At 70.5% G+C, this 24,650-nt stretch carries 20 protein-coding genes; 8 read left to right on the top strand and 12 right to left on the bottom strand.

Annotated features, from left to right (window positions below):
• The first annotated feature begins 20 nt into the window (after positions 1 to 20).
• Positions 21 to 683 carry a M23 family metallopeptidase gene (locus H976_RS29295; RefSeq protein WP_081683121.1) on the top strand — a complete coding sequence of 221 codons (663 nt, stop codon included), beginning with the start codon at positions 21 to 23 and terminating at the stop codon, positions 681 to 683.
• On the opposite strand, the gene cimA is transcribed toward H976_RS29295, so the two are convergent.
• The 6 genes from cimA to H976_RS30965 all read right to left on the bottom strand — a co-directional run bounded on the left by cimA (position 680) and on the right by H976_RS30965 (position 9,428).
• Positions 680 to 2,251, bottom strand: a complete 1,572-nt coding sequence (gene cimA / locus H976_RS0122360) for a citramalate synthase (protein ID WP_027863333.1) — start codon at positions 2,249 to 2,251, stop codon at positions 680 to 682. The genes H976_RS29295 and cimA overlap by 4 nt on opposite strands.
• 184 nt (positions 2,252 to 2,435) lie before the next feature.
• The gene (locus H976_RS0122355; protein WP_155918647.1) at positions 2,436 to 5,297 is read right to left on the bottom strand and encodes a matrixin family metalloprotease; all 2,862 of its coding nucleotides are present in this window, start codon (positions 5,295 to 5,297) and stop codon (positions 2,436 to 2,438) included.
• A 68-nt stretch (positions 5,298 to 5,365) separates the two neighbouring features.
• Positions 5,366 to 7,036 carry a serine/threonine-protein kinase gene (locus tag H976_RS29290; RefSeq protein WP_155918645.1) on the bottom strand — a complete coding sequence of 557 codons (1,671 nt, stop codon included), beginning with the start codon at positions 7,034 to 7,036 and terminating at the stop codon, positions 5,366 to 5,368.
• Positions 7,037 to 7,057: 21 nt separating this feature from the next.
• Positions 7,058 to 8,146, bottom strand: coding sequence for a branched-chain amino acid aminotransferase (locus H976_RS0122345; protein WP_027863331.1), 1,089 nt, complete (start codon positions 8,144 to 8,146; stop codon positions 7,058 to 7,060).
• 76 nt (positions 8,147 to 8,222) lie between these two features.
• The gene (locus H976_RS0122340; protein WP_027863330.1) at positions 8,223 to 9,293 is read right to left on the bottom strand and encodes a 3-isopropylmalate dehydrogenase; all 1,071 of its coding nucleotides are present in this window, start codon (positions 9,291 to 9,293) and stop codon (positions 8,223 to 8,225) included.
• A gap of 9 nt (positions 9,294 to 9,302) precedes the next feature.
• Positions 9,303 to 9,428 (bottom strand): hypothetical protein, encoded by a 126-nt coding sequence (locus tag H976_RS30965; protein WP_255337330.1) that lies wholly within the window; start codon positions 9,426 to 9,428, stop codon positions 9,303 to 9,305.
• A 365-nt stretch (positions 9,429 to 9,793) separates the two neighbouring features.
• On the opposite strand from H976_RS30965, the gene H976_RS0122330 reads away from it, so the two are divergent.
• A complete protein-coding gene (locus tag H976_RS0122330; protein ID WP_027863329.1) occupies positions 9,794 to 10,360 on the top strand; it encodes an O-methyltransferase in 567 nt (188 codons plus the stop codon).
• Between the two features lie 34 nt (positions 10,361 to 10,394).
• Here the strand turns inward: H976_RS0122330 and H976_RS0122325 are convergent, their stop codons facing one another.
• Positions 10,395 to 12,050 carry an APC family permease gene (locus tag H976_RS0122325; protein ID WP_081683120.1) on the bottom strand — a complete coding sequence of 552 codons (1,656 nt, stop codon included), beginning with the start codon at positions 12,048 to 12,050 and terminating at the stop codon, positions 10,395 to 10,397.
• Positions 12,051 to 12,122: 72 nt separating this feature from the next.
• Positions 12,123 to 12,854 carry a YitT family protein gene (locus H976_RS28085; RefSeq protein ID WP_051277346.1) on the bottom strand — a complete coding sequence of 244 codons (732 nt, stop codon included), beginning with the start codon at positions 12,852 to 12,854 and terminating at the stop codon, positions 12,123 to 12,125.
• Between the two features lie 61 nt (positions 12,855 to 12,915).
• On the opposite strand from H976_RS28085, the gene H976_RS0122315 reads away from it, so the two are divergent.
• Positions 12,916 to 14,361: a PLP-dependent aminotransferase family protein gene (locus H976_RS0122315; RefSeq protein ID WP_027863327.1), complete on the top strand. Its 1,446-nt coding sequence runs from the start codon at positions 12,916 to 12,918 to the stop codon at positions 14,359 to 14,361.
• A 14-nt stretch (positions 14,362 to 14,375) separates the two neighbouring features.
• Here H976_RS0122315 and serA read toward each other — a convergent pair whose 3' ends face one another.
• Positions 14,376 to 15,983, bottom strand: a complete 1,608-nt coding sequence (serA, locus tag H976_RS0122310; RefSeq protein WP_027863326.1) for a phosphoglycerate dehydrogenase — start codon at positions 15,981 to 15,983, stop codon at positions 14,376 to 14,378.
• An 84-nt stretch (positions 15,984 to 16,067) separates the two neighbouring features.
• Positions 16,068 to 16,220, bottom strand: coding sequence for a hypothetical protein (locus H976_RS30225; protein WP_196804186.1), 153 nt, complete (start codon positions 16,218 to 16,220; stop codon positions 16,068 to 16,070).
• A 429-nt stretch (positions 16,221 to 16,649) separates the two neighbouring features.
• Here H976_RS30225 and H976_RS0122300 point away from each other — a divergent pair, with 429 nt between their 5' ends.
• On the top strand, positions 16,650 to 19,277 hold the full coding sequence (locus tag H976_RS0122300; RefSeq protein WP_051277344.1) for an AAA family ATPase: 2,628 nt from the start codon (positions 16,650 to 16,652) through the stop codon (positions 19,275 to 19,277).
• Between the two features lie 61 nt (positions 19,278 to 19,338).
• On the top strand, positions 19,339 to 19,593 hold the full coding sequence (locus H976_RS0122295; protein ID WP_027863324.1) for a DUF4242 domain-containing protein: 255 nt from the start codon (positions 19,339 to 19,341) through the stop codon (positions 19,591 to 19,593).
• A 28-nt stretch (positions 19,594 to 19,621) separates the two neighbouring features.
• On the opposite strand, the gene H976_RS0122290 is transcribed toward H976_RS0122295, so the two are convergent.
• Positions 19,622 to 20,335 (bottom strand): DsbA family oxidoreductase, encoded by a 714-nt coding sequence (locus H976_RS0122290; RefSeq protein ID WP_027863323.1) that lies wholly within the window; start codon positions 20,333 to 20,335, stop codon positions 19,622 to 19,624.
• Positions 20,336 to 20,575: 240 nt separating this feature from the next.
• Between H976_RS0122290 and H976_RS0122285 the strand changes: the two genes are divergently transcribed.
• From H976_RS0122285 to H976_RS0122275, 3 genes are all read left to right on the top strand, one after another.
• The gene (locus tag H976_RS0122285) at positions 20,576 to 21,475 is read left to right on the top strand and encodes an ABC transporter ATP-binding protein (protein ID WP_027863322.1); all 900 of its coding nucleotides are present in this window, start codon (positions 20,576 to 20,578) and stop codon (positions 21,473 to 21,475) included.
• Positions 21,472 to 22,284, top strand: coding sequence for an ABC transporter permease subunit (locus H976_RS0122280; RefSeq protein WP_027863321.1), 813 nt, complete (start codon positions 21,472 to 21,474; stop codon positions 22,282 to 22,284). The genes H976_RS0122285 and H976_RS0122280 overlap by 4 nt, the downstream gene beginning before the upstream one ends.
• Before the next feature lie 142 nt (positions 22,285 to 22,426).
• Positions 22,427 to 24,040 carry an ABC-F family ATP-binding cassette domain-containing protein gene (locus H976_RS0122275; RefSeq protein ID WP_027863320.1) on the top strand — a complete coding sequence of 538 codons (1,614 nt, stop codon included), beginning with the start codon at positions 22,427 to 22,429 and terminating at the stop codon, positions 24,038 to 24,040.
• 4 nt (positions 24,041 to 24,044) lie between these two features.
• Here the strand turns inward: H976_RS0122275 and H976_RS0122270 are convergent, their stop codons facing one another.
• The gene (locus H976_RS0122270; protein ID WP_027863319.1) at positions 24,045 to 24,581 is read right to left on the bottom strand and encodes a rhomboid family intramembrane serine protease; all 537 of its coding nucleotides are present in this window, start codon (positions 24,579 to 24,581) and stop codon (positions 24,045 to 24,047) included.
• Positions 24,582 to 24,650 lie beyond the last annotated feature (69 nt).

Genomic DNA, 24,650 nt, shown 5'->3' with positions numbered 1-24,650 from the left:
TACCCGCGTATCTTCGCCGCATGCTCAGGTGGCTCCCGCTGTTGCTGCTCGTCGCCGCGTGCGGCGGCCAACCCGCCGCGGAGCCGCACCACAGCGATGCACCCAGGGCGTCAGTGACGGCATCGCCGTCTCCGACGGAAGCGCCGCGTCCCTCCCGGGCGCCACGGCCGATCGCCAGCCCCACGGCCGGCCCGAGCGACGAGCCCGATCCTCGCTGGCGGTTCTACAGCGCCGACAAGCGATGGCACTCCTCGCCGTGGTTCGCCGGGCAGCACCGCGTGATGATCGGGTACGGCTGCAACGCATCGCCCTGGTACGACCACGACCCTCGCTGCCCGGGCCGCCAGGGCTTCCACCACGGCATCGACGTGGCCATGCCCTGCGGAACGCCGCTCTACTCCGCCGTCCGCGGCGAGGTGCTCGACCCGTCGGCGCCCGGCGCACCCGGATCGGCGTACGGCGTGCACCCGTTCCGCATCCACGCCGGCTCGGTCGACGTACTCATCGGGCACACGCGGCAGGTCTTCGTGCGCCCCGGCGACCGGGTCCACCCGGGCCAGCGGATCGCGCTCTCCTCCGACAGCGGCGCCCCCGACGGCTGCCACCTCCACTTCGAGGTACGCCGCCACGGGGGTGGCCTCGGTGAGGCAGTCGACCCCGCCCGACTGCTGCAGCTGTCCTAGGCGTCGTGGCGCCGCAACCCGAAGGTGAGGCTGTCGAGCAAGGCCCTCCAGGAGGCCTCGATGACGTTGTGGCCCACGCCCACGGTCACCCAGGAGCTCTCGCCGTCGGAGGTCTCGATCAGCACGCGCGTGATCGCGTCGGTGCCGTGGCCCTGGTCGAGGATGCGCACCTTGTAGTCGATCAGCTCGAACTTCACGATCTCCGGGTACAGCTGCTGGATCGCCTGCCGCAGCGCGTGGTCGAGCGCGTTCACCGGCCCGTTGCCCTCACCGGTGGTGACGATCCGCGCGCCACCGGCCCGGAGCTTGACCGTCGCTTCCGAGGTCGCCTCGTCGCCGGGGCGGGTCTCGGTGATGACGCGCCACGACTCGGTCTCGAAGTACGACGGACGCACGCCCTCGACCTCCTCGAGCAGGAGCAGCTCGAAGGAGGCGTCGGCCGCCTCGAAGGTGAACCCGCGCGACTCGAGGTCCTTGACCCGCGCGGTGATCCGCTTCACCGCGTCGACGTCGAGGTCGAAGCCCAGCTCGCGACCCTTGAGCTCGATCGACGCCCGGCCGGCCATGTCGGAGACGAGCAGTCGCATGTCGTTGCCGACGCCCTCGGGGTCCATGTGCTGGTAGAGGTTCGGGTCGACCTTGATCGCGCTCGCGTGCAGTCCGGCCTTGTGGGTGAACGCCGAGACGCCGACGTAGGGCTGGCGAGACGCCGGCGGGAAGTTGGTGACGTCGGCGACGGCGTGCGCGACCCGCGTCGCCTCGCGCAGCAGCCCGTCGGGCAGGACCTTCTTGTCCAGCTTGAGCTCGAGGTTGGCGACCACGCTGACGAGGTCGGCGTTGCCGGTGCGTTCGCCGTACCCGTTGAGGGTGCCCTGCACGTGCGTCGCACCTGCATCGACGGCGGACAACGTGTTGGCGACGGCGCAGCCGGTGTCGTTGTGGCAGTGGATGCCGACGCGGACACCCGTGGACTCGACGACGTCGTTGACCACGTCGCCGACCCAGCCCGGCAGCATCCCGCCGTTGGTGTCGCACAGCGCGGCGACGTCGGCCCCGGCCTCGAACGCAGTCCGCAGCACCTCGAGCGCGTAGTCGCGGTTGTCGCGGTAGCCGTCGAAGAAGTGCTCGGCGTCGAGGAACACCCGCTGCCCCTCGGCCGTCAGGTGGGCCACGGTGTCGCGGACCATGGCGAGGTTCTCCTCGAGCGTCGTACGCAGCGCCAGCTCGACGTGCCGGTCGTGCGACTTGGCCACCAGGGTGACCACGCCCGCCCCCGAGTCACGCAATGCCGCGACCAGCGGGTCGTCGGCCGCGGCGACGCCGGCACGACGGGTCGCCCCGAACGCCGCGAGCTGCGCGTGCTCGAGGCGCAGCTCCTCGCGAGCGCGGCGGAAGAACTCGGTGTCCTTGGGGTTGGCGCCCGGCCAGCCACCCTCGATGAACCCCACGCCCAGGCCGTCGATGTGGCGCGCAATGGACAGCTTGTCGGCAACGGAGAGGTTGAGCCCCTCCTGCTGCGCGCCGTCGCGGAGCGTCGTGTCGTAGACGTGGAACAGGTCGCTGGTCATGTCCGGAATCCTCGGTGGGTCACTGGCGATCTCGTGGACAAACAAAAAACCTCCCGTGGGGACGAGAGGTTCAGCGCGACGAAGGAGCTCGTCGCGCTAGTCGATAATGATGCTGCGGTGCTGCACGTCCCCGAGTGTGCCACAGCAGTCCACCCCTCGGTACGTCGTTCCGCGATCCGGCCGGTCAGCCCTGCGGGACCGTCAGGTCGACCGGCGTACCGAAGCTCACCGGCACCGGACCCTGTCCGGCGTCGTTGTAGAACGTCACGCACGCGTGCGGCAGCGGCGGACTGAGCTGGGCAGTACCGCCTACCTGCAACAAGGAGATCGACTGCGTTCCCGACGTGCCAGGCGGCGGGCAGGTGGTCGGGTCGGACGGGTCGTAGATCGCGCGCAGGCCCTGCACGTGCGACACCGGGATCTCGAACTTCCCGCTCGTCGAGTTCCAGACAGGAGTCCCCACGGTCGGGGGCACCGGACCTTCGTCGACGAACTCCTTCATCAACACAGGACCGTGTCGCTCGGTCAGCCAGCCGCTGGGCCTGGAACCGGTCCAGTAGAACCAGTCGACGCTCGTGTACACCAGGCAGTTGGTGTCGGCCGCCGGGGACGGGAACATCGCCCAGTCGGCGTGCGGATCACTCGATGTGCCGGAGTAGCCGTCGCTCTGCCGCTGCGTCCGCCATTGTGTGACAGCTGGGGGCGTCTGCGGACACGCGCCTGCGAACACCTGGTATCCGAGCTTGTTACCGGCCGCAATACCAGCGGGCTGGGCCTCGAACCAGGGGTAGAGCCGATCCATGACGGAGATGGGTCCGATCGTTGGCGTCTCCGTGGGCAGTGGCGCGTCCACCGTCACCTGCGTGGATGCGCTGGTGACTCCGGACCGGTTGTCGACCGCGAAGAACGAGACGCACTGGTGGGGATAGAGGGTCTGGAAGTCCGTGACCCCGTTGCTCACCGCGAGGGTCTGGCCATTCGCGGCGGTCGTGGCCGGGCAGACCGAGGCCGTGTTGGTCATGCTGTAGACGAGGTGGGTGCCGGCCGCGATGCTCGCCGGAGCGTGGAACTTGCTGGCGGCCGCGTCCCAGGTCGCGGTCCCGATGGTGGGGGAAGCAGGAGTCGGAACAGCCAGCGTGACCGAGGTCGCGACGCTGTACCGGCTGTGCTGTCCGTCGTTGGCGAAGAAGGAGACGCAGCGCGGGGACGTCCCTGACTCGGCGATGGTGGCGACCCCGTCGGCGAAGGCGATGCCCACGGAGCTCCCCCCGGTCGCAGACGTGACACAGGTGCCCGGGGACGCCGAGTTCCAGCGCGCCACGAGCTGAGCCCCGTCGGGAACGGTCACCGGGACTGTGAACTGCGCACCGACGCGGTCGTAGGTCGGCGTGCCGACGACGGGCGCGTCGGGGTTCGGCCAGTTCGGCTCGGTGAACGTCACGAACACCGGGTCGCTGAACAGGTTTGTCTCCGGGTCGCTGGCGAAGAACGAGACGCACTGCGGCAGCGTCGTCGGGATCACCAGAGATCCCTGACCACCGTCGACCGGGACGAAGGCCCCGTTCGTGCCGCCGGTCGGGGAGGTGACGCAGGTCGACGGGTGGCCCGTGTCCCAACGCGCACGCAGCGCCGCTCCGTCGGGAACCGTGGCGGAGAAGGTGAACTGCTCCGCGTCGAAGTCGTACGTCGGCGTGCCGACGACGGGCGCGTCGGGGTTCGGCCAGGTTGGCTCAGTGAAGGTCACGAACGTCGGGCTGCTGGAGCGCCCGGTCTCGGAGTCGGTGGCGAAGAACGACACGCACTGCGGCAGGGTGCCGGGGATCACCAGGGAGCCGTGGCCGTCGATCACCTGGACGAAGTCTCCGTCCGTGCCCCCGCTCGGGGAGGTCACGCAGGCGGTGGGGTGGGCGGCGTCCCACCGGGCGCGCAGGGTGGTGCCGGCCGGCACCGAGGCGGTGAAGGTGAACTGCTCCGCGTCGAAGTCGTACGACGGGACGCCGATCACGGGCGCGTCGACGGAGGGGACCCATCTCGCGAGCACCCGCTTCTGGGGGGCCGGGCCGGCGCCGTACCGGTTGACGAGCTGGACCTGGAAGCAGTCGACCTCGGCGTCGTAGGTCGGCTGGTCCAGCCACACGCCCAGGCTCATCGACGGCCGGGACGTCTCCGCCCAGGAGGGCGCAGCTCCGCACGTCGAGGACGGCCAGCGCTTGACCACCAGGGTCGAGCCCGCCGGGACCGAGGTCGGTCGGTTCCAGTGCACGGCCACCGGCGAGCTGGTGCCGCCCGTGAAGGTGACGCCGGTCAGGGCCTGCGGGAGCGGATCGATCAGGCACCAGGAGGCGCTCGGGTAGCGGGCCCGTCCGCCGTACAGCCGGACGAAGCGTTGCACGAGCGGGGTGTCCAGGGTGTGGCACTTGTAGTAGCCGGGAATGGTCGCGGGCACGACGTTGCAGGCGTCGATGTCGAGGACCGGAGACATCAGTGAGCACCGGGCCGTCGTGTGCTGGAAGCCGAGCACGTGCCCGAGCTCGTGGGCCAATACGTTCATGATCGCGACCCGGTTGCGGGCGTTGAGCGCGTCCATGCTGCTGAACCGCGAGCTCAGCCGCACGAACGCGTTCCTGGTGGCCCCGACCGTCGCCAGGCCGGCGGCGCTGCCGATGTTGCCGTAGCCGATCCGGACCTGGGCGTTCCTGGCCTTGGCCACGCGGGCCAGGCGGATGTGGGCGCCGGCCGCGTTCCACTTCGCGACCGCCGTCTGCAGGCTCCAGTCCCACTTCGCGGGCAGCGCGTCGTAGTAGTAGAGCGTGCGCACCTTCCACTTCTGCACCGGCGCTGCACGACCGGCCTGGTGCGGACGCACGGTGTCCGCGCCGAGGTTCAGCGAGTCGTCAGAGGCGGTGGCGGTCGTTCCGGCGGTGGCCGGAGCAGCCTCGCGAGAGGCGCTCGGGGACGCGACAGCAGACCCGTCGACGGTCACGGCCAGGGTGGCGACCATGGCCATCGCCAGGACAGCGACAAGCCTCCGAGAATGTGCGGGCACCACCGAACGATAAGGCCCGATTCAGGGGTGAATGCGCGTTTTGCGAATTTCCTGAACGGTCGGTCGGCTCAGCGCCAGGGAGCGTGCACGTACGGCGCCCAGTTCGGCCCGTTGCCGAACAGCAACCCGAGGAGCACGACGGCTCCCAGCACGCTCATCCCGGCCACGAACCAGCCACCGAACTCGGTCCGCGCCGTCCGCGTCACCAGCCCCCTGGTCATCTCGCGCAGCCGGCCCGAACCCGGGCCCCACCACAGCGTGGCGGCGAAGCCGAGGCCGGAGATCGCGAGCGACGGGGCCACCGGCTGCCCGAAGAGGTAGCCGGCCGAGAAGATCGCCAGCGCCACCAGCGAGGCGGTGCCGACGAGGAGCATCGACCCGAACAACGCCAGCACGGCGTAGCCCGGTGTGGAGAGCGTGGTGGCCGGGACGTCGTACCACCGGGCGCGGCCGCGGACGATCCGGCGCCGGCTGTGCCGTTGCCGGGTGACCGACGCAGTGCGCAGCAGCAGCACGATCAGGGCCACCAGCGCGGTGCCGAGGTACGGCGCGTATGCGACCGTGGCGCCGGCCAGCATCCCGAGCCCGACCAGCTGCAGCGCGCGTTGCCACCGGCTCGGGTCCGAGACCGGGGCAGGCGAGCCGAGCGGCGTGAACGGCTGGTCGGGACGCCGCTGCTCCGGTGGCAGGGCCTTGGTCGTCGGCGCGGCCGGGGGCAGTGGTGGCGGGGTCGGTTGCTGGTAGGGCGTCGCCTCGCGGACCGGCACCTCCCCGAGCAGTCCGGCGGGCGCAGCCGGTTGCGGCGTCGTCAGCGGCACGCCGACGGTGCGGGCGGTCTCCGGTGTCGGCGCCGGCTGGAACGGCATGGTCCACAGCCCGGCGTCGGCCGGTGGCGACGACTGGGACACGACGGAGGCCTGACGGGCGGCGGCGACGTGCTGACGCAGCTCGTGCAGCGAGGGTCGCTCGAGGGGGTCCGGCGACAGCGCCTCGCGCAGCACCTGGCGCAGCGGTTCGTCGATGCCGGTCAGGTCGTGCTCGCCCCGGCGTACGCGGTCCATGATCGCCATCGCCGGTCCCTTGCCGTACGGCGGACGGCCGGTCGCCGCGAACACCACGGTCGCCGCGAGCGCGTGCACGTCGGAGGCAGGGCTGGCGTCGTCGCCGTACAGGATCTCCGGCGCGAGGTAGCCGGGCGTCCCGAGCAGCCAGCCGGTCTGGGTCAGCCGCGGGTCCTCCGCCACCCGGGCCAGGCCGAAGTCGATGAGGACGGGCGACCGCCCCTCCATCAGCACGTTGGTCGGCTTGACGTCGCGGTGCAGCACCCCGACCGAGTGCACCGCGAGCAGCGCCTCGGCGAGGCAGTCGGTGAAGTGCAGCAGGTCGCCACCGGTGATCGCTCCCTCCTCGGCCACGTGGTGGTAGAGCGAGAGACCGGGCACGTAGCGGGTGACGACGTAGGGCACCTCGCCGTGCGGGTCGGCGTCGATGATCTCCGCGATGCGCGGACTGGTGATCCGCTTGAGGGAGCTGACCTCGCGGGCCAGGCGCTCACGGGCCTCGTGGTCGCCGACGATGTGCGGGCGCAGCACCTTCAGGGCGACCCGGCTGCCGTCAGGAGCCTGGGCCAGGTGGACGACGCCCATGCCGCCCTCACCGATCGGCGCGAGCAGCCGGTAGGGGCCGACGCCGGCCACCTTCCGGGGCTCCTCGGGGGAACCAGTGGGCAGGGAGGTCACCGCACAACGGTAGCCGTGCGGTCAGCAGACCCGGTGCATCCACCCGAACGCGTCGTCGGCCCGGCCGTACTGGATGTCGACCAGGTCACGCCGGATCTCCATGGTCAGCGGCCCGGCGTCGTCGGTGGCCTTGCCGGAGACCTCGCCGCCGTCCCACTTCAGCGTTCCCACCGGCGTGACGACCGCGGCCGTCCCGCAGGCGAACACCTCGGTGATGTCGCCGCTGGCCACGCCCTCGCGCCACTCGTCGATGGAGAACTTCCGCTCCTCGACCTGGTGGCCCTTCTTCTGGGCCAGCTCGATGATCGCGGAGCGGGTGATCCCCTCGAGGATGGTGCCGGTCTCGGGAGTGACGACGTGGCCGTCGGCGTACACGAAGTACATGTTCATCCCGCCGAGCTCCTCGACGTACTTCCCCTCGGCGACGTCGAGGAAGACCACCTGGTCGCAGCCGTTGGCGGTGGCTTCCTGCTGCGCGACCAGCGAGCTGGCGTAGTTGCCGCCGGTCTTGGCCGCGCCCATGCCGCCGCGACCGGCCCGGGTGTAGTCCTCGGTCAGCCAGAGGGTGAGCGGCTTGACGCCGCCCTTGAAGTAGGCGCCAGCCGGCGAGGCGATGACCATGAACGTCACGTGCTGGGCGGGCCGGACGCCGAGGAACGCCTCGGAGGCGATCATGAACGGCCGGATGTAGAGGCTCTTCTCCCCCGCCCCCTCAGGCACCCAGCGCTGGTCGACCTGCACCAGCTCATCGACGGCCTGGACGAAGTCGTCCGGCTCGAGCACCGGGAACGCCAGCCGGTGGGAGGACCGCGTCATCCGCTTGGCGTTCTCCTCGGGCCGGAAGGTCCAGATCGACCCGTCGGCGTGGCGGTAGGCCTTCATGCCCTCGAAGGTCTCCTGCGCGTAGTGGAGTACGGCGGTCGCGGGGTCCAGGCTCAACGGCCCGTACTTCGTGATCCGGCCGCCGTGCCAGCCCTCGCCGGGAGTCCACTCGAGGGTGAACATGTGGTCGGTGAAGTACGTGCCGAACCCGGGGTTGGCCAGGATCTCGGCGACCTCGGACTCGCTGCGCGGGCTGTCCGAGGCAGTAGTGGTGATGTCGAGGGTCATGAGGTGAACGCTATCTCTCGTTGTTCGTTGGTCGAGGAGCGAGCGCCAGCGAGCGTCTCGACACCGACGTCGAGAATCAGCCGGCCACGCGCGATGCGATCGAGTCGCCGATCTCGGCGGTCGTGAGGGTCGCTCCCGGCGTGCGAGCGGCCAGGTCGTCCACGACCGCCCGCTCTACTCGGGCCGCGGCGTCGTCGAGGCCGAGGTGCTCGAGCATCAGCGCGGTGGACAGGATGGCGGCGGTCGGGTCGGCCTTCTGCTGGCCCGCGATGTCGGGCGCCGAACCGTGCACCGGCTCGAACATGCTCGGGGCGGTGCGGTCGGGGTTGACGTTGCCGCTCGCCGCGAGCCCGATGCCGCCGGTGATGGCGGCGGCGAGGTCGGTGACGATGTCGCCGAACAGGTTGTCGGTGACGATCACGTCGAAGCGGCCGGGGTCGGTGACGAGGTGGATCATCGTCGCGTCCACGTGCATGTAGTCGACGGTGACGTCGGGGAACTCCCGGGCGATCTCCTGGGTCAGCCGCCACCAGACCGCGCCGGCGTGGACGAGCACGTTGGTCTTGTGGACCAGCGTCAGCTTCTGGCGACGCTTTTGTGCCCGGCGGAAGGCGTCGCGCACGACGCGTTCCACCCCGAAGGCGGTGTTGACCGACACCTCGGTGGCGATCTCGTGCGGCGTACCGACGCGCAGCGCACCGCCGTTGCCGGTGTAGGGACCCTCGGTGCCCTCACGTACGACGACGAAGTCGACGTCTCCTCGCCCTTCGAGAACATGGTCGGCCAGGGGTGAGGCTGCTCCGGGGTAGATCCGCGAGGGTCGCAGGTTGACGTAGTGGTCGAGCTCGAAGCGCAGTCGCAGGAGCAGGCCCCGCTCGAGGATGCCCGGGGGCAGGTTGGGGTCGCCGGGCTTGCCGCCCACCGCGCCTAGGAGGATCGAGTCGTGCTGACGGATCTCGTCGAGCACGGAGTCGGGCAGTACCTCGCCGGTGGCGAGGTAGCGCTCGGCGCCGAGGTCGTAGCGGGTGGGCTCGAACTTCACGCCGGTAGGCGCTGCCTCGAGCACCTTGAGCGCCTCGGCGGTCACCTCAGGACCGATCCCGTCACCCGGGATCACGGCAAGCTGCAACGACGTCGTCTCAGGCATGCGGCAAGGCTAGTTGTCGTCCGGGCGCTGGCCGCCGTTGTCCCGCAGATCGAGCGCGGCCTGCACGGCCTGGGTGCTCGTCGGGCTCTCGGGGTTGTGCTTGGCCGGACCCCACTCGGGGTACATCTCGTACATCTCTCTGGTCTCCTGGAAGTCGCTGACGAAGGACGTGTCTGGAACGGACTCCGGAGGAGATGAACCGGCTCGGACGTCCGTGGATCGCACGGAACGGAGTGGTTCGGAAGTAGCGGGTGGAACTTCGTCGTCTCGCTCGCGGAGGTGATGGGCCTGGTGGCGGGGTGCGCCGAACTCCGCGGCGAGGTGGCCTATCGAGTGTCAGGCCCCGCCACGGCGGCAAATAAGTACGAAGTTCCTCCGCATGGTGAAACCAGCCTACGGGTCCGACCCCTGACCCTGTCCGCCCTTTGGCAACATGTCCCACGATTCGAGACACTCCGCTCAGCGTTGGAGTCGACCCGAGGATTTGCGAGACTCACACCATGAGTGCACCTCCCGAGGTGCCGGCGATCGTCTCGCGGGCCTTCGACGTCTCCCTTCGCGCGGGATACGCGTCCTTCTGCCGCAACGAGACCGGTCGGCTGCTCGCCACCCTCGCGGCCACGCGCGGCGGCACGATGGCCGAGTTCGGCACCGGCTGCGGAGTCGGTACGGCGTGGCTGCGCTCCGGCGTCCGCCCCGGTACGACGATCCTCTCCGCCGAGCTCGACGCCGACCTCGCGACGGCGGCCCAGGAGATCTTCGTCGACGACCCGCAGGTCGAGGTGCTCGCCGCCGACTGGTCGACGCTGCGCAACAAGGGGCCCTACTCGCTGCTGTTCCTCGACCCCTCCGTGCCGCAGGACGCCAGCGTCGAGGCGGTGGCCGACCTGGTCGAGCCGGGCGGCATGGTCGTGCTCGACGACTTCGCGCCGTGCGAGATCTGGCCACCCATCACCAACGGGCGGGTCGACACCCTGCGCGAGGGCTGGCTCAGTGACGAGCGGTTCACCGCCGTCGAGGTGATGGTGGCCAGCGACGCGACGGTCCTCGTCGCGACCCGTCGCTGACCCCGGTCACAGACGCCCGGCCCCAGACATCCGGTCAGCCGAGCGGCTGCTCCATGCCCTCCTCCTCGGGCAGGACGACCTCGGTGACCATCTCCTCGATCTCCTCGGTGGTCAGCGCGACCGCCAGCGCCCAGTAGTAGATGGCGGCGCTGAAGATCACCGTGACCACGATGCCGGCGTAGTCACCGAGCACCGGGTCGTCCAACGGACCGAAGGAGCTGATGTAGGTGATCAGCCCCATGCCGACGAGGTAGACCGGCAACCAGGCGGCACCACGCAGGTTCAGGTGGACCGGCTTGTCGTTCCATTTGAACAGCAGGTTGGCGGCGAGGATGACGTAGCCGATCAGGATGGCGATGCCGAGCTTCCAGTCGGTGTCCCACCCGGACCAGAGGATGATCAGGCCGGAGATGGCGAAGCCCAGGGGCGCCAGGATCTCGGCCGCCGGCAGCACGTAGGGACGGTCGGCGTTGGGAAGACGCCGACGGAACGCGCCGAGCGACAGCGGGGCGCCGGCGTACATCAGCACGCTCGCGCTGGTGATCAGGCCGACCAGCGACTGCCAGCTCGGGAACGGCAGGAAGCAGATGCATCCGGTGATGAAGGCAGCGATCAGGCCCACCCACGGGACCTGACGCTTGCTGGTCCACTCGAACGGCGTCGGCACGTAGCCGTTGCGGCTCAGTCCGTAGGAGACGCGCGAGCTGCCGGTGACGTAGATCAGGCCGGTGCCGGCCGGAGAAACGATCGCGTCGAGATAGATGATCCACGCCAGCCAGCCGATGCTGAGCGCCGTCGCCACTTCCGCGAAGGGACCGGTGAACGTGGTGTAGAGCCCCTGACCGGTGGCGTCCCACGTCTTCCCGATCGCGTCCGCGGGCAGCGCCACGAGGAAGGCGACCTGGAGCAGGATGTAGACCACCATGCCGATCAGGATCGAGCCGATGATCGCGAAGGGGATGTCCTTCTTGGGATTCTTGGCCTCACCGGCGAGCTGGTCGGCCTGCTCGAAGCCGAGGTAGCTGAAGATGATGCCGCTGGTCGCGACGGCCAGCAGGATGCCGTGCAGCCCGTTGGGGTTGAAGCCGTCGGCGGCGGTGAAGTTCGAGCCGTGGAAGTTGAACAGCGCCAGGACCAGGATGGTCAGCAGCGGTACGGCGATCTTCCACCACGTCATCGCACTGTTGGTCGCGGCAAGCATCTTCACGCCGAGGAAGTTCACGGCGGTGAGGATCGCCATCAGGATGATCGCGACGATCAGGCCCGTCGTGGTCAACGTGCCGTTGCTCTTCAGCCAGTTCTCGGCGAAGGACCAGTGGCCGGCGTACTCGATCATGGCCGAGACCTCGATGGGCGCCACCGTGGCTGCCTGGAGCCAGGAGAACCAGCCGAACGAGGCGCCGGCGGCGCCGCCGAACGCGTAGTGCGGGAAACGGGCGGTGCCTCCGGACACGGGATACATGCCGCCGAGCTCGGCGTGGATCAGGGCCAGGACCATGATCATGACGCCACCGATGATCCACGAGATGATCGCGGCGGGACCGGCGGCGACGAGGCCCTTCTGGGCGCCGAAGAGCCACCCGGAGCCGATGATGGAGCCGACCGAGGCCCAGATGAGCCCGATCTTGCCGACCTCACGGACGAGGGACGTGGAGCGCTGCGGACGAGGCGCTGTCGCGGTGTCAGACATGGGCGACCAACCTTCTTGAGAAGTTGCCCCCCGTCAACTGATCAACTTACGACTGGCGCGCCCCGGAGACCATCACTCAGCATGGTTTTTGTCCGTCGTGTCGCGACGCGCCACGGGTGCCTCGGTCGGCAGCTCGACGATGCACCGCGGCAGCATGACCTGCACGAGGGGCCCGATCGCGAGGGCGTAGAGCACCGTGCCGATGCCGACCACACCGCCGAGCAGCCATCCGATCGCGACGACACCGACCTCGAGGCCGGTGCGCACCGTCCGGATGGACAGGCCCGTACGCCGGTGCAGGCCGGTCATCAACCCGTCGCGCGGGCCCGGCCCGAACTGGGAGCCGATGTAGAGCGCGGTCGCGAGCGCGTTCAGCACGATCCCGCCGACCATCAGCAGGCTGCGCTCCCACAGCGCCTCGGGAGCGTCCAGCAGGCTGAGGGTGAGATCGGCGGTGAGCCCGACGGCGAACGAGTTCGCGACCGTGCCCAGTCCCGGGAGCTCGCGCAGCGGGATCCAGAACAGCAGCACGACCAGGCTCATCACGATCACGGCCTGACCGATGCTGATCGGCAGGTGGATCGCCATCCCCTGGTGAAGCACGTCCCAGGGCGCATTGCCCAACGTCGCACGGATCATCATGCCGAGGGTGAGGCCGTAGAGCGCGAGGCCCAACGCGAGCTGCGAGAGCCGGCGCGGCAGCCGCCCGGCGCGCAGCTGGGCGACCGGGCCGAGGCGCGCGAGCTCACGCACGCGACGGGGCGCCGCGTCACCGAGGGTCTCGAGGGAGACATCGCTGGTCATGGGGACAGTCCACCATCAATTGGTCTGGTCGCAGATAGCCAATCGTGTTTCACTGGCCTGCATGACCCGCGTCCTCGCCGCCTCCCGGATCGCCACCCTGCTCGGCAGCTTCGACCGGGATCCGGCGTACAAGGGGCTGGCCGAGGGGCTGCGGGTGCTGATCACCGACGGCCGGGTCCCGGTCGGCGCCCGGCTGCCCAGCGAGCGCGAGCTCACCGAGGCGGTTGCCGTCAGCCGCACCACCGTGACGCGGGCGTACGCCGAGCTCCGCGACCACGGCTTCCTGGTCTCGCGGCAGGGCTCGGGGAGCGTGGCCAGCCTGCCGGCCAACCGGGGCCACCTCGTCGACCACGTGCTCCACCCCGGCACCCTCGACGAGGGCCAGATCGACCTGACCGTGGCCGCTCCGGCTCCGGGCCCGGGGGTGCTGGCCGCCTACGAGCGTGCGACCGAGCAGCTCCCGGCCTACCTCGCCGGCTCCGGCTACTTCCCCTGTGGCTTGCGGGTGTTCCGGGAGGCCGTCGCCGCGACGTACGACGCCCGCGGACTGCCTACGGACCCCGAGCAGATCATGGTGGTCCCCGGTGCGCAGGCCGGCGTGGCGATCACCGCCCGGGCCCTGCTCTCGATCGGCGACCGTGCACTCGTGGAGAGCCCCACCTACCCCAATGCGATCGCCACCCTCACCCACTCGGGCGCCCGACTGGTCGGCGTCGACGTGCCTCCCGACGCGGCTGCCCGGACACCGGACGTCGACGGGCTGGTCACGACGCTGGGGCAGGTCGCACCCCGGGTGGCCTACCTGATCCCCGACTTCCACAACCCGACCGGTGCGCTGATGACCGACGAGCACCGGGTGCAGGTCGCGAGGGCGCTGAAGCGCACGCGCACCACGGCCATCGTCGACGAGTCGATGGTGGCGCTGGCGCTGGACGGGCAGCAGATGCCGGCACCGTTCGCGTCGTACTCCCCCACCGCGATCTCGGTGGGCAGCCTGAGCAAGCCGTTCTGGGGAGGCTTGCGGCTGGGTTGGCTGCGGCTGCCGCACGACCGGCTCGACGCCTTCTTCCGGGCCCGGCTCAGCCTCGACCTCGGCTGCCCGGTGCTCGAACAGCTGGTGGGCGTGAACCTGCTGGAGGACAGCGAGCACCTCCTCGAGCACCGCCGGGCCCAGCTGCGCACCTCGCGCGACGGCGCACTGCGGGCAGTCGCCACGCACCTGCCCGAGTGGCAGGTCGCGCGCCCGTCCGGAGGGCTGAACCTCTGGTGCGAGCTGCCACGGGCGCTGTCCTCGGCCCTCGTGCCGCACGCGGTCGGCCACGGCGTACGGCTCGCGCCCGGTCCCGCCTTCGCGCCGGAGGGCGGGCTCGACCGCTTCGTGCGGATCCCGTACACGCAGCCGCACCACGTGCTGACCGAGGCGATCGCCCGGCTGGCCGACGCGTGGCGGGAGGCGATCGGCGATCCGGGCCAGCGCCAGTCGGGTACGCCGACGCTGGTGGCCTGACCGCAGCAACCTGGTCAGCCGGTCGGCTGCTCCTTCTCGGTGAGGCTGACGCCGCGCACCATCTGTGCGTCGATCGAGCCGCGGATCTCCTCCAGGACCTCGGCCGGCACCGGCGAGTCCACGGACAGGGCGACGAGAGCCTGGCCGCCCTTGGCGTTGCGGGAGACCTGCATGCCGGCGATGTTCACGCTCGCCTCGCCGAGGATCTTGCCGACGGTGCCGACCATGCCGGGGCGGTCCTCGTAGGTGAAGAAGGCGAGGTGCTGGGTGGGCTCGAGGTCGACCACGAAGTCGTTGACCTCGACCAGCCGCTCGCGCTGGTTGATCCCGATCAGGGTGCCGGAGACCGAGACCTGGGAGCCGTCGGCCAGCGTGCCGCGGATGGTGATCAGGTTGCGGTGGTCGGGGCTCTCGGAGTCGGTGACGAGCCGCACCTCGGTGCCGCGCTCGGCGGCGAGCAACGGAGCGTTCACGAACGAGACCTGGTCCTCCACGATGTCGGCGAAGACGCCCTTGAGCGCGCCGAGCTCGAGCACCTTGACGTCGTGCTCGGTGATCTCGCCGCGCACCTCGACGTCGATCTGCTGCGCGACCTCGCCCGCGAGCGCGGTGAAGATGCGGCCGAGCTTCTCCACGAGCGGGATGCCGGGACGCACGTCCTCGGCGATCAGCCCGCCCTGGACGTTCACGGCGTCGGGCACGAGCTCACCGGACAGGGCGAGGCGCACCGACCGGGCCACGGCGACACCCGCCTTCTCCTGCGCCTCGTCGGTGGACGCCCCGAGGTGAGGGGTGGCGACCACGTTCTCGAGCTCGAAGAGTGGTGAGTCGGTGCACGGTTCCTGGGTGAAGACGTCGAGCCCGGCGGCGGCGATGCGACCGGTCTTGAGGGCGTCGTAGAGCGCCTTCTCCTCCACGATCCCGCCCCGCGCTGCGTTGACCAGCACCAGGCCGGGCCGCGCGATCGCGAACTCGTCGGCGCCGATCAGCCCCACCGTCTCCGGGGTCTTCGGCAGGTGCACGCTGATGAAGTCGGACTCGGTCATCAACTCCTCGAGGCTGACCATCCGCACCCCCATCTGGGCTGCCCGGCCGGCCTGCACGTAGGGGTCGTAGGCGATCACGTCCATGCCGAAGGCGGACAGGCGCTGGGCGACGAGTACGCCGATGCGACCCAGCCCGACGATGCCGACGGTCTTCTCGTAGAGCTCGATGCCGGTGTACTTGCTGCGCTTCCACTCCCCGCGGGTCAGGGCGGCGTGCGCCGGGCTGATGTGCCGGGCGGCGGCGAGCATCAGGGCGACCGCGAGCTCGGCGGCGCTGACGATGTTGGAGGTGGGTGCGTTGACGACGAGGACGCCGTTCTGGGTGGCCGCCCGGACGTCGACGTTGTCGAGGCCGACACCGGCCCGTGCGACGACCTTCAGCCGCTTGGCCGCGCCGAGCGCTTCCTCGTCGAGCTTGGTGGCCGAGCGGACCAGGACCGCGTCGGCGTCGGTGATCGCCTCGAGCAGCTGGGCCCGGTCGGAGCCGTCGCAGTGACGGATCTCGAAGTCGGGGCCGAGCGCCTCGACGGTCGCGGGGCTCAGCTCTTCGGCGATGAGTACGACGGGCTTGGTCACAGGTCCTCGCAGGAGTCGTCGGTGGGACGTGGCCCAGCAACCGGGCCGCGCACGACGCTGTGCGGAGCCGTCACACTACCCCGGTCACGTGGCCTCGGCGCGATCCTCGCCGGGCGTCGGGACGGGCCAGACATAGGGCAGGTCGTCAGGCACGTCGCTGACCCTCGACGCGTAGAAGTCGGGGTCCTTGTGGACCAGGGCCGAACGGTGGCTGCGGTTGAACTCTTCGTCGCCCAACCGGGAGGAAGGTCTGCACGCCTCCGGTGTACCCACTGGACGCGTCGGCCGCGGGGGGAAAGGCGAAGGGCCCAGCAAGTATGAGTTGCTGGGCCCTTCAGTTGATCGGAGAACGGTGACCTTCCGATCGACCACTCTCAGCTCCGGTCCCGGCTGCCGTCACCGTGCTGACCGCGACGAGTTGCCTCGTCGTGTGGACCTTCTGCTTCGAGTGATCCCGCTCTCCCCGGAGGGAGTGCGTGAGAGAAGTTCTATGCCCCCGGGACCTGCGGCCGCAAGAGGGTTTCACCAACTATTTCTGCGAATTCTGCATTCGTGGTCCGTCGTCCACAGAACCACTGCCACCGTCCACAGATAGTGCCCCGAGTCCACAGGTGGTTGACCAGTCCTGTGGACGACGAGATCTGCGGATCGGGGTTGAATGGGGCTGTGCTGGTCGAGCGGGGCTCTTTCGTCGCACCGCTCCTGGAGGCGGTGCCGTCGGCCGCGACCGGGACGGGCCGCTGGATCTTCCTCGGTGGCGAGGCCGGCGTCGGGAAGACCTCGCTGGTGGGGCTGCTCCTCGACGAGCTCGCAGCGCTGCCCCATCCGCCTGTCGTACGACGAGGGTCGAGTGACGGCGTGGCCACACCGGCCCCCCTCGGCCCGGTGATCGAGGCGTTGCCCGAGCTCGAGGCGATGCTCGCGGAGACGACGCTCGAGACCAGGCCGCGCCTGTTCCGCGAGGTGCGCACCCTGCTGGCGGGTCAGCCGACGGTGCTTGTGCTGGAAGACCTCCACTGGGCCGATGAGGCCACCCTGGAGCTCGTGCGCCATCTCGGACGCCGGCTGGAGGGACTGCCGTTGCTCGGAGTGGCCACCTTCCGGGACGACGAGGTCGGGCCGGGTGACCGGCTGACCACCCTGATCGGCGACCTGGCCACCACCAACGGCGTTGCCCGGATGCACGTGCCGACACTCACCCTCTCGGCAGTGGCGGAGCTCGTGGAGACGTCCGGGTCAGCCCTCGAGCCGACGTCGCTGCATCGTCGTACGAACGGCAACCCGTTCTTCGTGACCGAGGTCCTCGCGGCCGAGGAGGCGGAGGTGCCGGCCACGGTGCGTGACGCCGTACGAGCCAGGGTGAGCCGGGTCTCCACCGCGGGCCAAGACGTGCTCGCGGCGGCGGCGGTGCTCGGCCCGGGCGCTCGGGTGGACCTCCTCGCGAGAGTCGCCGAGCGTCCAGCCGAGGCGATCGACGAGTGCGTCCAGCGAGGACTCCTCGTCGCGGGGTCGGACGCGCAGGGGCTGGCGTTCCGCCACGACATCGCTCGGGAGACGGTCGAGACCGGCCTCGCACCCGCGGTCCGCACCCGGCTCCACGAACGCGCCCTGGGCGCCTTGACCGCGCTCGGCAGCAGCGACCACCACCGCCTGGCCCACCATGCGGCCGAGAGCGACCACGGGAGCGCGGCCGTGACGCACGCCGTGGCGGCCGCGGCCCTCTCGGCACGGCTGGGAGCCCACCACGAGGCGGCCGAGGAGTACCGCCTCGCCCTGCGGTTCGCAGACGTCCTCGACCGACGTACCGTCGCAGACCTGCACGACCGGCTCTCCTACGAGTGCTACCTCACCGACGACCTCAGCAATGCGATCGAGGAGCGGCGGCAGGCCCTGGCCTTGCACGACCTCGAGGGTGACGTCGAGCAGGTGGGAGCGGCACAGCGCTGGCTGTCGCGCTACTCGTGGTTCTTCGGCCGAGGCGAGGACTCCCGGCGGTACGCCGACCAGGCGATCGCGACCCTGGAGGCGCTCGCGCCCGGGCACGAGCTGGCGATGGCCTTCAGCAACAAGGCCCAGCTGGCCATGCTCGCCGGGGTGGAGGACGAGACCGTGCTGTGGGGTGACCGGGCCATCGCGCTGGCGCGGGTCCTCGGTGACCACGAGGTCGAGGCGCACGCGCTGAACAACGTCGGCACCGCCCTGCTCCTCGGCTCCGACAAGGAGCTCGGGCTCACCCGACTGGGCCAGAGCCTCGACATCGCGCTCGTCCACGACCTGCACGAGCACGCCGCTCGCGCCTACACCAATCTGGGCGCCGCCCAGGTCGTGTTGCGCCGCTATGCCGGGGCCGACGAGTACCTCACCGCCGGCATCGCCTACTGCACCGACCGCGACCTCGACGCCTGGTCGACCTACATGACGGCCTGGCACGCCGCGTCGGCCTTCGAGCAGGGACGGTACCCGGAGGCCCGCCGGCTCGCCGAGGAGGTGCTGCGTCGACCCGGGCAGTCGCCGGTCAGCCGGATCCCGGCGCTGGTCGTCGCCGGGACGATCGCAGTTCGTGGAGGCGCCCCGGCCGCCGAGGCACTGCTCGGCGAGGCCCGGGACCTGGCGGAAGCGACGGGAGAGGCTCAGCGCATCTTCCCCGTGGCACTCGCCCTGGCCGAGGCGGGCTGGGTGCGTGGCGACCGGGACGCCTTGACCCGCGAGGTGACCAAGGCCCACGACCTGAACGCACTGGTCTTCACCGCCGTGGAGCGAGGCGAGCTGGCGTGGTGGCTGCGGGAGAGCGGTCTGGAGACCCCGCCTGACCTTCAGGTGTCAGGCCCGTTCGGGCTCATGCTCGGTGGGCAGTGGCTGGCTGCGGCTGCGGCGTGGGAAGGCGTGGGGTGCCCCTGGTGGCAGGCAGTGAGCCTCGCGCACTCGGAGTCCGTGGACGACGTACGCGCTGCCGGCGAGCAGCTGCGCGCCATGGGAGCCGACGCGACGCGGCTGGCCCTGCTGCGGGACCGCCACGAGGCCGGGCTGCCCGTGCCCCGTGGACCGCGGGCGCGGACCAGGGGCAACCCGGCCGGGCTCACCGGGCGGGAGCTGGAGGTGCTGGTACTTCTGGCCGATGGCCTCACCAACGCCGAGCTGTCCGCGCGACTCTTCGTGTCTCCCAAGACCGTCGACCACCACGTCTCCGCGATCCTGCGCAAGCTCGGCGAGGCCAACCGATCGGCCGCCGTTGCCGCTGCTCGGCGGGAGGGGATGTTGCCCAATCTGGGGAAATCCCCCGATGTCCCGGGCTGACGAACACGGTTCTCTGGATGCAGGCCGAGATCCGGCCGTTGAAGGAGAAAGAGAGCCGATCATGGCGCTGTTCATGGATGTCCACCACATCGAGGAGGGTCACGTCTCCGCCGACGACGTGGCAGGAGCCCACGCCGCCGACCTGCAGACGCAGGACGCCCACGACGTGAAGTACCTCCGCTACTGGGTCAACGAGGACCAGGGCAAGATCTTCTGCCTGGTCGACGCCCCGAACGCGGAGGCGGCCAACACGGTCCACCGTGAGGCCCACGGTCTCGTCGCCGACGAGATCTACCCGGTCGCCGAGGGGATCTGAGGGCGGTGTCGCTCGAGCTGCGTGAGCCTCAGATCTCGCAGCCGTCCGGACCGCAGGCGTCGGTGGGCTCGGGCCCCCCGACGTGCTCCAGCCTCGCGTGCGACTCGTCCCAGGCCCGGTCCAGCACCTGTCCGAAGACCTCGGCCGGCTGAGCGCCCGAGATGCCGTACTTGCGGTCGATGACGAAGAACGGCACACCGGTCGCACCGAGTGCGGCCGCCTCACGGATGTCGTGCTCGACGGCGTCGGCGTAACGGTCCCCGTCGAGGACGGCGTCGACCGCGTCGGCATCGAGGCCCACCTGCTCCGCCGTACGACGCAGCAGGTCGTGGTCGGCGACGTTCTCCGCACGCAGGAAGTACGCCGCCAGCAGCTCCTCCTTCAGCGAGGCCTGGAGCGCCGGCCCACCGGTCTCGAGGGCGAGGTGCAGCAGCCGGTGGGCGTCGACTGTGTTGGCCCGCTGCGCCTCGCCGAGCCGGAAGAGCAGGCCTTCCTCGGCCGCCACCGCCTCGGTGCGCTCGACCATCTGCCGGCCGGCCTCGGGGCCGCCGCCGTACTTCGCACCCAGGTGCTCCGCGACCGTCTCCTCGGGAACCCGCGGCGCCGCCGGGTCGAGCTGGAAGGAGCGGTAGACGATCTCCGCGTCGTCCGCGTGCGGGAAGCCCGCCAGGGCAGTCTCCAGACGGCGCTTGCCGATGTAGCACCAGGGGCAGACGACGTCGGACCAGATCTCGATCTTCACGACGGGCACAACCGCGCAAATGACCTGATTGTTCCTGCGCAGGTGCCAAGGTGTGCGGCATGAGATCCACCTACACCGCGCTGAAGGCGACCGAGTAGGAGCGACCGGTTGCCGCTGGTCTGCGCGCGGATGCCCGCTTCCTCCTCAGGGCGACCCTGAGGGTTTTCCGGGGGTGTATCAGGGGCCGATCCAGCAGCCTCCCCGATGTGGACGGGGGCTGTCTGAAGAGAGGCTCTGCCCATGATCACTGTTGACTCCCTCACCAAGAGGTACGGCGCCTTCACCGCCGTCGACGACGTCTCCTTCACGGCTGAGGGCGGTCGCGTGACCGGCTTCCTCGGTCCCAACGGCGCCGGCAAGTCCACGACCATGCGTGTCATGGTCGGGCTGACTCCCCCGACGTCGGGCACGGCCCGGGTCTCCGGCCGACTGTTCTCCGACCTGCCCAACCCCGGCCTCGAGGTCGGCGTCCTGCTGGACGCCTCGGCCCAGCACGCCGGCCGGACCGGGCGGGAGATCCTCAACATCGCGGCCCGGACGATGGGTCTGCCCCGGCTACGCGTCGAGGAGATGCTCGACCGGGTCAGTCTCACCGAGAAGGAGGCCGACCGCCGGGTGCGCAACTACTCCCTCGGCATGCGCCAGCGCCTCGGCATCGCCCACGCACTGCTCGGGGACCCGACGGTGCTGATCCTCGACGAGCCGGCCAACGGTCTCGACCCGGCCGGCATCCGCTGGATGCGCGACCTGCTGCGCTCGTACGCCGACCAGGGCGGCACGGTGCTGCTCTCCTCGCACCTGCTGCACGAGATCGAGGTCATCGCCGACGACATCGTGGTGATCGGCAACGGCAAGATCGTCGCGCAGGGCACCAAGAACGACCTGCTGGCGGCAGCCGGGACCGTCGTACGAAGTGCGGCGCCGAGCACGCTGGCGCACGCCCTCGAGCTGGCCGGTATCGCCAGCACGCTCGGCCCCGACGGCGCCGTCCGCACGCAGGCGGACGCCGCCCGCGTCGGTGAGGTCGCCCTGGCCGCCGGCGTCGCCCTCACCGAGCTCCGCCCCGCCGACGGCGCGGGCCTGGAGGAGATGTTCCTCGAGCTCACCTCCGAGACCCAACGAGAAGGAGCAGCGGCATGAGCACCGTGACCGCCAACAGCATGGACGCAGTCCGAGAGAAGAAGAGCCCGACCGTCGACCAACGCATCCCCACCAGCCGGGTGGTGGCGGTCGAGCTGCGCAAGATGTTCGACACCCGGTCGGGCTTCTGGCTGATGATGAGCGTCGCGATCACCGCGACGCTCGCCACCGGCGCCGTGATCCTCTGGGCACCGGACAGCGAGCTGACCTACGACACCTTCGCCGCGGCGATCGGGTTCCCGATGTCGGTGATCCTGCCGATGGTCGCGATCTTGTCGGTCACCAGCGAGTGGACCCAGCGCAGCGGGCTGAGCACCTTCACCCTCGTCCCGCACCGCGGCCGGGTGATCGGGGCCAAGGCTGTCGGCGCCGTGCTGGTCGGCGTCGGTTCGATGGTCGTCGCGATGGCGATCGGAGCGCTCGGCAACATCGTGGGTACGGCGATCACCGGTACCCCGACGATCTGGGACGACTCGTTCCTGCACCTGTCCGAGATCGTGCTGGCCAACGTGCTGGGCATGCTGATCGGCTTCATGCTCGGGGTGGTCATCCGCAACTCGGCCGGCGCGATCGTCGGGTACTTCGTGTTCACGCTGGTGCTGCCCACCCTGTCCGGGCTGCTCGCCGCGAACGCTTCCTGGTGGCACGACGCCCAGGCTTGGGTCGACTTCAACTTCGCCCAGGGCGGGTTGTTCGACGGCGAGATGGCCTCCCGTGACTGGGCCCACCTCGCGACCGCGACCATGATCTGGTTGGTCATCCCGCTCGCCGTCGGGCTGCGGTTGATGTTGCGCTCCGAGGTCAAGTAGCACCCCTCCCAGTACAGCCGCCTCTCCGCGAAATCCACTCGCGGGGAGGCGGCTGTTCGGCGTACGGTCTCGCCCGTGGACATCCGCTGACGACCTCGCCCCCCACCACTGGTGGTTCACTCGTCATGCACAGGAGCTCTCCATGTCCGCCACTCTCACCCTCACCGGGCTCGACGTCGCGTACGGCGCCCGCACCCTCGTGCGCGGCCTCGACCTCGTGGTCGCGCCGGGAGACGTCACCGCGCTCGTCGGCGCCAACGGCTCCGGCAAGTCGAGCCTGATGCGCACGGTCGTCGGCGAGCTGACGATCGAGTCCGGGTCGGTCCGGCTCTCGCCTCCCGACGCCACGGTCGGCTGGTTGCCGCAGAGCGCACCCGACCCGACCGAGTCGCTGCTCGACTACGCACGTCGGCGTACCGGGGTGGCGGCGGCCGACCGGTCGCTCCAGGACGCCTCCACCGCCCTGGCCGCCGGGGACCCGGGGTCCGACGACCGCTACGCCGTCACCCTCGAGCAGTGGCTTGCCCTGGGCGGCGCCGACCTCGAGGACCGGCTGCCGCAGGTGGCCGCGCAGCTGGGTCTCGACGCGGCGCCGGACCGGCCGCTCGGCACGTTGTCCGGTGGCCAGGCCGCCCGCGCCGCCCTGGCCTCGATCCTGCTCAGCCGCTACGAGGTGCTGCTGCTCGACGAGCCGACCAACAACCTGGACGCAGCGGGGCTGGAGCTGATGGTCGACTTCGTGACCGGCCATGAAGGGCCGGTGATGGTGGCCAGCCACGACCGCGCCTTCCTCGACCGGGTGGCCACCAGCGTGGTCGAGCTCGACCTGGCCCAGCAGCGGATCGGGCACTACACCGGCGGCTGGTCGGAGTACGCCGAGGCGCGCTCGCTCGAGCGACGCCAGGCCCGTGAGGCGTTCGAGGAGTACGCCGACACGAGGGATCGCCTGCTCGGCCAGAGCCGGCAGCGCGCCGACTGGGCCGACAAGGGACTCGGCAACCTCAAGCGCAGCGGCGAGGCCGACAAGCACATCCGCGAGAAGCACCGTGCTCGGGCCGACCGCCAGGCCGCGAAGGCGGCCCGCATCCACCGCGCGGCCGATCGGCTCGCGGCGGTCGAGCAGCCGCGCAAGGAGTGGCAGCTGCGCTACTCCATCGATCCCGGTCCCGAGTCGGCGGAGGTGGTGTGGACGCTCGACCGCGTGGTGGCGCGCCGCGGCGACTTCACGCTGGGCCCGATCGACCTCGCCGTCTCGCGGGGAGACCGGCTGCTGCTCGCGGGCGACAACGGGACCGGCAAGACCACTCTGCTCGCCGCGATGCTGGGGGACCTGCCGGTCGCGTCGGGGCGGGTGTCCGTCGGGTCGCGGGTGCGGCTCGGCCTGATCGACCAGGAGCGGGCGCTGCTGTCCTCGGAGCGGTCGGTCGTCGAGGTCGTCCGTGCGGCGCTCGGAGACGCCGTGCCGGCCGGGGAGGTGCGCACCCTGCTGGCCAAGTTCGGACTCGGCGCCGAGCACGTGGACCGCCCCGCACACAGCCTGTCGCTGGGCGAGCGCACCCGCGCACTGATGGCGCTCTTCCAGGCCCGGCAGGTCAACGTGCTGGTGCTCGACGAGCCGACCAACCACCTCGACGTACCCGCCATCGAGCAGCTGGAGTCGGCACTCGCCGACTACACCGGCACCCTCGTCGTGGTCAGCCACGACCAGGCCTTCCTGGAACGGGTCGGGATCGACCGGGTGCTCGAGCTGGGCTAGCTGGTCAGTCCCAGCGAGGGTCGACCGGGCGACGTCGCTGACGACTGGCGGCGAGCACGCCGCCGATCGCGCCGCCGAGGTGGGCCTGCCAGGAGACGCCGGTGTCGGTGGGGAGCACGCCGAGCAGCAACCCGCCGTAGAAGAGCATCAGCACGACGCCGAGCGCCACCTGGCCGGGTGCCCGGGTGTAGAGGCCACGGACCATCAGGTAGGTCAGCCAGCCGAAGACCACACCGCTGGCACCCAGCGTCACTGAGCCGGCCGGGGCGATCAGCCACACCGTGGCGCCGGAGGCGACCACGACCCACAGCGTGACGGTGAGCCACTGCCGCCAGCCGTCGAGGAGCACGATCACCCCGAGCACGAAGAACGGGATCGTGTTGGCCGCGAGGTGGGCCCAGCCGATGTGCAGGAACGGTGCGGTGAAGACCTCGAACAGTCCTTCACCGGTGCGCGGCTGGATGCCGTACCGGTCCAGGGAGTTGCCGCTGGCCTGATCGACCCCCTCGAGCAACCAGAGCAGGCCGACCAGCAGCGCCATCGAGAAGGACGCGCCCAGGACGCCGATGCGGTTGCGGGTGGCCAGCGTGCTCACGGGGCCATTGTCCGG

This window comes from Marmoricola sp. URHB0036, from assembly GCF_000426045.1.
Classification (GTDB): domain Bacteria; phylum Actinomycetota; class Actinomycetes; order Propionibacteriales; family Nocardioidaceae; genus Marmoricola.
The sequence above is the reverse complement of the archived record's forward strand: the minus strand, read 5'-3'. Positions and strand labels throughout refer to the sequence as shown.

Coding starts and splice junctions, on each gene's coding strand:
- H976_RS0122340 (WP_027863330.1), bottom strand. CDS start 9,293: ATGCCTGAGACGACGTCGTTGCAGCTTGCCGTGATCCCGGGTGACGGG.
- cimA (WP_027863333.1), bottom strand. CDS start 2,251: ATGACCAGCGACCTGTTCCACGTCTACGACACGACGCTCCGCGACGGC.
- H976_RS28085 (WP_051277346.1), bottom strand. CDS start 12,854: ATGACCAGCGATGTCTCCCTCGAGACCCTCGGTGACGCGGCGCCCCGT.
- H976_RS0122295 (WP_027863324.1), top strand. CDS start 19,339: ATGGCGCTGTTCATGGATGTCCACCACATCGAGGAGGGTCACGTCTCC.
- H976_RS0122280 (WP_027863321.1), top strand. CDS start 21,472: ATGAGCACCGTGACCGCCAACAGCATGGACGCAGTCCGAGAGAAGAAG.
- H976_RS0122325 (WP_081683120.1), bottom strand. CDS start 12,050: ATGTCTGACACCGCGACAGCGCCTCGTCCGCAGCGCTCCACGTCCCTC.
- H976_RS0122345 (WP_027863331.1), bottom strand. CDS start 8,146: ATGACCCTCGACATCACCACTACTGCCTCGGACAGCCCGCGCAGCGAG.
- H976_RS0122270 (WP_027863319.1), bottom strand. CDS start 24,581: ATGGCGCTGCTGGTCGGCCTGCTCTGGTTGCTCGAGGGGGTCGATCAG.
- H976_RS0122275 (WP_027863320.1), top strand. CDS start 22,427: ATGTCCGCCACTCTCACCCTCACCGGGCTCGACGTCGCGTACGGCGCC.
- H976_RS29295 (WP_081683121.1), top strand. CDS start 21: ATGCTCAGGTGGCTCCCGCTGTTGCTGCTCGTCGCCGCGTGCGGCGGC.
- H976_RS30965 (WP_255337330.1), bottom strand. CDS start 9,428: ATGTACGAGATGTACCCCGAGTGGGGTCCGGCCAAGCACAACCCCGAG.
- H976_RS0122285 (WP_027863322.1), top strand. CDS start 20,576: ATGATCACTGTTGACTCCCTCACCAAGAGGTACGGCGCCTTCACCGCC.
- H976_RS0122315 (WP_027863327.1), top strand. CDS start 12,916: ATGACCCGCGTCCTCGCCGCCTCCCGGATCGCCACCCTGCTCGGCAGC.
- H976_RS0122330 (WP_027863329.1), top strand. CDS start 9,794: ATGAGTGCACCTCCCGAGGTGCCGGCGATCGTCTCGCGGGCCTTCGAC.